We start from the raw sequence: 6,327 nt of genomic DNA, 5'->3' as shown, positions 1-6,327 counted from the left end.
ATGCTATTTTATATGCATACATGGCAAAGGATAAGAATTCCCATGTTGCTTGTGAGACTTGTGTAACTACTGATTTTTGTATGGTATTAGGTGAAATTACCTCTGAAGATCATATTTCTGATGAGGATATTGATTATGCTATTAGTGAAAGTCATAAGGACTTTGTAAAATCTGATGCTATGTTTTCATAGCTTTTTTATTTTTTTAAATAATTTAATTATAACTTATAAGTTATTAGAGACGAAAAAATAAAACTAAAAGTCAATCATAGTAACTTCAAAAATATCTTCAATTACATAATCTGTCTTATCCATCATTTTAGGAGATACTTCTTCCTGTTGTTCAATAGTTAATACGCTGACATCTGCTTTTTTAAAGGCCAATAAATCATTAAGCCCATCACCAACCATCATGACTTTATAGCCGCCGTCCTTTAAAATGGAGACAACTTCACATTTACCTCTAGTGGAAACAGTTCCATAAGCATTATCTTCAGGAACATCCAGCATATTAGCTAATCTATTGATGGCTCCTTTTCTATCTCCTGATGCAATATAAATTTCAATTCCACGGGATTTTAATGTTTCAACTGTTTCAAAAACCTTTGGGAAAAACTTACCCGCTGAAGTGATGGTGTATGCAACAACACCCAAATCCATGTCAACAATCAATGCAGATCCGTTGCACAGCTCCATATGAGGTATTTTATCACGTAAAATATCAAAACCATCAGTAATGTCAGATATTGTGGTTGAAGTTTCATTATCTAAAATTTCCTTAACTTCAGCTTTTGAAACCTGTTTAGTAGAAAAACTAACATCAAAATCAATTTCATACTCTTTGATTACATCAGAAATTAAAGTATCGGAATCGAGTTTTAATAGTTTATTTGTATTAAATTGAAGAACAACCAAAGCTAATGAATCGGCCGCATCAATTAAATCTAATGAATTAATGTCAGTGAATATATTACCATTTAAAACATCTTTAATAACTCTATATCTCTCTATTAAAGTTCCTGAATTATCAAATACAACAGCTTTTTTCATCAATAATATGTATGTAGAAAAAATAATTTAAAAGTTTTGAAAAAAAAACAACTATATAAACATTGAAAAATAAAATAATAATATTATAATTTACGATTATTAGGTGTTTTAATGAGCGTTATTGAAAAGTTAAACTCCATTAAAAATGGGGAAATGACAGCTAAAGAAAATGTAAAAAGTTTCATTAAAGTTATTGATGAAAATAACGAAACCATTAATGCATTTATTGAATTAAACTATGAAAATGCATTAAAACAAGCTGAAGCCATTGATGAAAAAATAACCAATGGTGAAGAAGTTGGTGCTTTAGCTGGTTTGGTATTTGGTATAAAAGCAAACATTAATGTCGAAGATCTGATTATCTCTGCAGCTTCAAAAACATTGGAAGATTACATTGGAAGTTACAACGCAACAGTTGTTAATGAAATCTTAGCTGAAGATGGAATAATAATCGGTATCTTAAATATGGATGAATTTGCGGCTGGAAGTTCGACTGAAACCTCTTACTATGGACCTACCCAAAACCCTGCGGCCATGGGAAGAATTCCTGGAGGTTCATCAGGAGGGTGTGCAGCGGCTGTTGCAGCAGAAATGTGTGATATTTCAATAGGATCTGACACCGGAGGGTCAATTAGAAACCCTGCTTCACATTGTGGTGTTGTCGGATTTAAACCTACTTATGGTGCCGTTTCAAGACAAGGATTACTTGACTTGTCAATGAGTCTGGACCAAATCGGACCATTGGCTAATGATGTAAGCGGTATTGCATTAGCATTAAATACAATTGCAAAATATGATGAAACAGAATGTACAACTCTCAACTGGGAAAAACCAGACTTTACTGAAGTACTTGAAGACACCAGCTTAGAAGGTATGAAAATAGCAGTATGTAAAGAATTCATTGATGTTACAGACGATGAAATCAATAAAACAGTTAATAAAGCTATCAATAAATTGGTTGAAGCCGGTGCTGAACTTGTTGAAGTAAGCTTTGACTACATTGACTTATGTCTTCCAACATATTACCTGATTAACTATGTGGAATTCTTCTCCGCAACCAGAAAATACGATGGAAGAGATTACGGATCCAGAATTGAAGAAGTATGTGGAGATGAAGTTTTAAGAAGAATTAAAATTGGTTCACATATTGCAGAAGCTGAATTTAGTGGAAAATATTACAAACAAGCACTAAAAGCAAGATCTGTAATCAGAGGAGAAATCACTTCAATGCTTGAAAATGTTGATTTGATTGTAGGTCCTACAGTTCCAAAACTTCCTCACGAAATTGGTGAAGAGTTAGAACCAATGGAAATGTATGCTTATGATATTTTAACAGTAATAGCTAACCTCGCCGGAATCCCTGCAGCAAGCATAAAAGCCGGTGAAGTTGAAGGCATTCCTGTCGGTTTGCAAATTCAGGCAAAACCATTAGACGACTTGAAAATTATTAAAGCTTTGAGTGTGTTTGAAAACACTCAATAGTTTTCTCTCTTTTTTTTGGAAAATAAATTTGATTATATTTTTCATGATTTGTAAAGTATTTTACACTTGAAATTGACCTCTAAAATTTAATAATTAATTAAATATATAGATTATCAAGAGGTTATTTTTATGACAAGAATTGGACTTGCTTATATTAATGGATCTGTTCCGGGATTTGAAGATTTTGGAAATTTACCAACAGATATTGTAAAAGAAAATGGTTTAGTTAACGGTAACAAAGCATCTAAAGAATTAGATGCTCTAATTATACCTGGTGGGACCCTGATTGAATCCAATGACATTGATATGGATTTAAACAAAGAAATCAAAAAAATGGCTCAAGAAGGAAAACCCATCATTGGAATTTGTGCAGGTTTCCAGTTGCTTTCAAACCAAATTGATATCGGCAGAAAATCTCCAGTACCTATCGTGAAAGAGGGTTTAGGAATAATCGACGTTAATTTTTCACCATTAATTACATCAGATAGGGTTAAAGCAAAGGTATTTGACAACTCATTTTTAGTAAAAAATCAAAATAAAGACGTTAAAGGATTTCATACACACACTTACGGTAAAGTTGAAGGAGATGCTAAACCTCTATTCTATTCACAAGTCCAAAGAATGAATTATGGAGACACTAACCAAAAAGGAGAATATAACATCTTTTCAGGAGCATGCAACGATGACGGCAATGTTATCGGCACTATGATTCATGGAATACTCGATGAAAATCCGATTCTTGTAGAAAATCTTAAAGAACAAATAGATATACAAAACATCGATGATGTTTACAATAGAAACAAAGATGTTAAAAAATTCCTGCAAAGTGAAGTCGGAATAAATACCGGCATAAGAATACCTGAAATCAAATCAAATAAAAAACCTAAATATCTGATGATTGGAAGTAACGGATCAGACTCCGGAAAAACATTCATTTTAACCGGCATTGCGGGAGCTATCAGAAAAAGGGGCTATAAAGTTGCACTTCTAAAAGTTGGTCCCGATGTTCGTGACATTATACCCGGATTATATTTGACAAAAGGAAAAATGGAAGATTTCGCTTCAATAAAAATTGGACATTTGGGTTGGCAAGACATAGAATCTACAATAGCTCAATTGAACAATTCAGATTATGACATAGTACTAATTGAAGGCGTTATGAGCGTGTTTACCGGACTATTAAATGAAAAAGTTCCATTTTCAGCAGCTGAAATTGCAATGTCTTCAAAAATACCTATGCTATTGGCTACTGGAGTTAACAAAGGCGGAATTGAATCTGCAGCAATAGACATCGTAGCACAAAGCAACATGCTGAACAAGCTTGGAATAAAAGTTGAAGCAATACTTTTAAACAAAGTATACAACGATGAGATATTTGACACTGTAGTTCCATACATTAAGGAAAACACAAATGTTGATACTGTTTTAAAGCTTCCAAAACTTAAATCAGCTGACATGAGAGGATTCATTCCCGAAGTAGAAATAAGATATGAATTGTTTACATCCCATGCAATGAATCTGATTGAAAACAACTTAAACATTGATGAGATAATCGGCATGGCGTGTGAAGTTGAATTTGAAAAAATTTACACATTTGAAGAAATTAAAAGTAAAGTGATATAATGGCTCTTAATTTAAGTCCCGAAACGGGCGTTAAACTCACAAAAAAAGACCGTGCCCATGTTTTAAAAAAAATGAAACAGGGCTGGAAAGCAACTTGTCTGATTCCGGACTATGTATTTGATGAAAACGGAGATATCCAAATAGGTTCAGACATTAACAGACGAATAATAAGAACCGTTAGATTCAAAGATGATGGAATTCACATTGAAAAAGCCCTAAAAAGTAAGACATTAAGAGTTCCGTGGATTAAAATTATTGCCATTAATCAATCAAAAGAAGTAAAAGACGGATTGGAAATACAAATGAACGATGGAAAATATGTTGCATTCAGTATTTATAATTCATATAAAATTAAACAGATAACGGAATTTATTGCAAACTATATTGTAGATAAAAAAAAGAATAATTTAAAATAATTATTCTTCCAAATATTTATTGATGATGTCTTCGCCTCTAAGCAAGACCAAATTGTTTTCTTCTGCGTATTTACGAGCATCGGCAATTGAAGTAGCCTGTCCGGTTTCACCATCCATCATTTCACAAACAACGCAAACAGGAGTAACACCCGCAAGTTCACATAATGCAAGACCTATTTCTGTGTGTCCTTGTCTGTTTTTAACAAGCCCATCTGCTCCTCTTAAAAGACATACATGACCTGGAGACCTGAAAGTTGCTCCAAATTCATCAAATCTTTCTTCTTTCATCATGATTGCCATTTCACTAATGGTCATTGCTCTGTCATGGTCTGTAACGCCTGTGAAAGATTTTCTATGGTTTGCCCAAACTGAAAATGAAGATCTCTCATCATAAGGAATATCATTTGGTGCAAGTGCAGCTAGTTCTGGATATTTTTCAGTTGCTGCTTTCATAATATCAACCATGAAAGGTAAATGAATAGCATCACAGAAATCAGCATGTAAACAGTTGCAGATTAAACCACCAGCATCGTTTCTCATGGTTGCAATTGATTTAGGGGTTACAAATTCAGAAGCGATAATCATGTCAACTTCTCCTTCCCTATCATCATCATCGAAAACAAGTACGAATTCACCATTTCTAATAGCTTCTAGAGCCTTATCTAAATTAGTTTCTTGATTCATAGTAATATCTCCTTATTTACTAGAACCAGGGCTAAAAATAACTAAACAATTATTACTTCTCTTCCATCCGGACTATTACCGTCGGTTTTGGAATTTCACCAAATCAACACTTTTATTGTGCTCGTGGACTTATTTTATTCAAAAATCACCACCGGTGGGGAATTGCACCCCGCCCTGAGAACGTATTATCAAATATATCAATCATGTATAAAATACTTTGTGGTATAATTTTATCAATAGTTGCTCTCATTTTAAAATATTGCTTTAAGCTTAAAAAAATATAATAAGAGCTAAAAATTGTTTTTATAAAAAACTGATGTATTTAAATATGAATTAATATAAAATAAGATTAAATAACTAATTTAAGTGATAACGTGGCAAGAAAACAGGGGATATCGTTTTTAAGGATGTGACTGAAAAAGAAGTAGACATCTTTTTAAGGCGATTGAATATCAAATCAAAAAAGAAAAAGTTAAACCCAACCGAAATAAGGTTTATTGATGCTGCTACATTAGTTGCAGACATAATAATCGAATTAGATGACATCATACTAATTATCGAATTTCAAAGTACTGAAGTTGATGACAACGATGGTGACAGATTTTTAGCATATTTTTCAGTTGTTAATTTCAAAAAAGAAACGAAAAAAGAAGTTAAGCTAATTGTTGTAAGTACTACTGAAAAAACAAGAAAAATACAGCATAAGATAGGTGAATCTGTTATATTCTCATTTGATATATATTCCATGATGGATGAGGATGGTGATGCTATTATAAATAACATAGAAACAAAAATACAAAATAACAAAAAAATCACCACTACTGAGTTGATAGATTTGTCATTGGTTCCAGTAATGGGAAGTAAAAATTCTAGAGAAATACAAATAGAAAGATCCGTTGATTTAATATTAAACCTTGATTTAGAACAATTCGAAATAAAAAATTTGGTTAAAAGTGTTGCTTATCTGTTAACTGATAAATTTTTGGAAGATGGTGAGAAAAAAACTGCAATATGTGATGCATTAGGTGGTAAAATGAGTGCAGTATACGATTATGGGCAAAGAAGAAAAGAAG

At 32.5% G+C, this 6,327-nt stretch carries 7 protein-coding genes and 1 riboswitch; of the genes, 5 read left to right on the top strand and 2 right to left on the bottom strand.

Annotated features, from left to right (window positions below):
• On the top strand, positions 1 to 191 hold a 191-nt coding region (locus tag Q4Q55_RS09465), incomplete at its 5' end, for an S-adenosylmethionine synthetase N-terminal domain-containing protein (protein WP_303372566.1).
• A gap of 63 nt (positions 192 to 254) precedes the next feature.
• Here the strand turns inward: Q4Q55_RS09465 and Q4Q55_RS09460 are convergent.
• A complete protein-coding gene (locus Q4Q55_RS09460) occupies positions 255 to 1,049 on the bottom strand; it encodes an HAD family hydrolase (protein ID WP_303372565.1) in 795 nt (264 codons plus the stop codon).
• 111 nt (positions 1,050 to 1,160) lie between these two features.
• Here Q4Q55_RS09460 and gatA point away from each other — a divergent pair, with 111 nt between their 5' ends.
• From gatA to Q4Q55_RS09445, 3 genes are all read left to right on the top strand, one after another.
• Positions 1,161 to 2,531, top strand: a complete 1,371-nt coding sequence (gatA, locus tag Q4Q55_RS09455; RefSeq protein ID WP_303372564.1) for an Asp-tRNA(Asn)/Glu-tRNA(Gln) amidotransferase subunit GatA — start codon at positions 1,161 to 1,163, stop codon at positions 2,529 to 2,531.
• Positions 2,532 to 2,660: 129 nt separating this feature from the next.
• Positions 2,661 to 4,154: a DJ-1/PfpI family protein gene (locus Q4Q55_RS09450; RefSeq protein WP_303372563.1), complete on the top strand. Its 1,494-nt coding sequence runs from the start codon at positions 2,661 to 2,663 to the stop codon at positions 4,152 to 4,154.
• The gene (locus tag Q4Q55_RS09445; protein ID WP_303372562.1) at positions 4,154 to 4,570 is read left to right on the top strand and encodes a hypothetical protein; all 417 of its coding nucleotides are present in this window, start codon (positions 4,154 to 4,156) and stop codon (positions 4,568 to 4,570) included. Before Q4Q55_RS09450 ends, Q4Q55_RS09445 begins: the two co-directional genes overlap by 1 nt.
• Here the strand turns inward: Q4Q55_RS09445 and ribB are convergent, their stop codons facing one another.
• The gene (gene ribB, locus Q4Q55_RS09440) at positions 4,571 to 5,254 is read right to left on the bottom strand and encodes a 3,4-dihydroxy-2-butanone-4-phosphate synthase (protein ID WP_303372561.1); all 684 of its coding nucleotides are present in this window, start codon (positions 5,252 to 5,254) and stop codon (positions 4,571 to 4,573) included.
• 51 nt (positions 5,255 to 5,305) lie between these two features.
• Positions 5,306 to 5,441: riboswitch (FMN riboswitch) on the bottom strand.
• 222 nt (positions 5,442 to 5,663) lie between these two features.
• Between ribB and Q4Q55_RS09435 the strand changes: the two genes are divergently transcribed.
• Positions 5,664 to 6,327, top strand: a 664-nt coding sequence (locus Q4Q55_RS09435; protein ID WP_303372560.1) for a hypothetical protein, incomplete at its 3' end; no start/stop codon positions are given.

Source organism: Methanobrevibacter sp. (genome assembly GCF_030539555.1).
GTDB lineage: Archaea > Methanobacteriota > Methanobacteria > Methanobacteriales > Methanobacteriaceae > Methanocatella.
The sequence above is the reverse complement of the archived record's forward strand: the minus strand, read 5'-3'. Positions and strand labels throughout refer to the sequence as shown.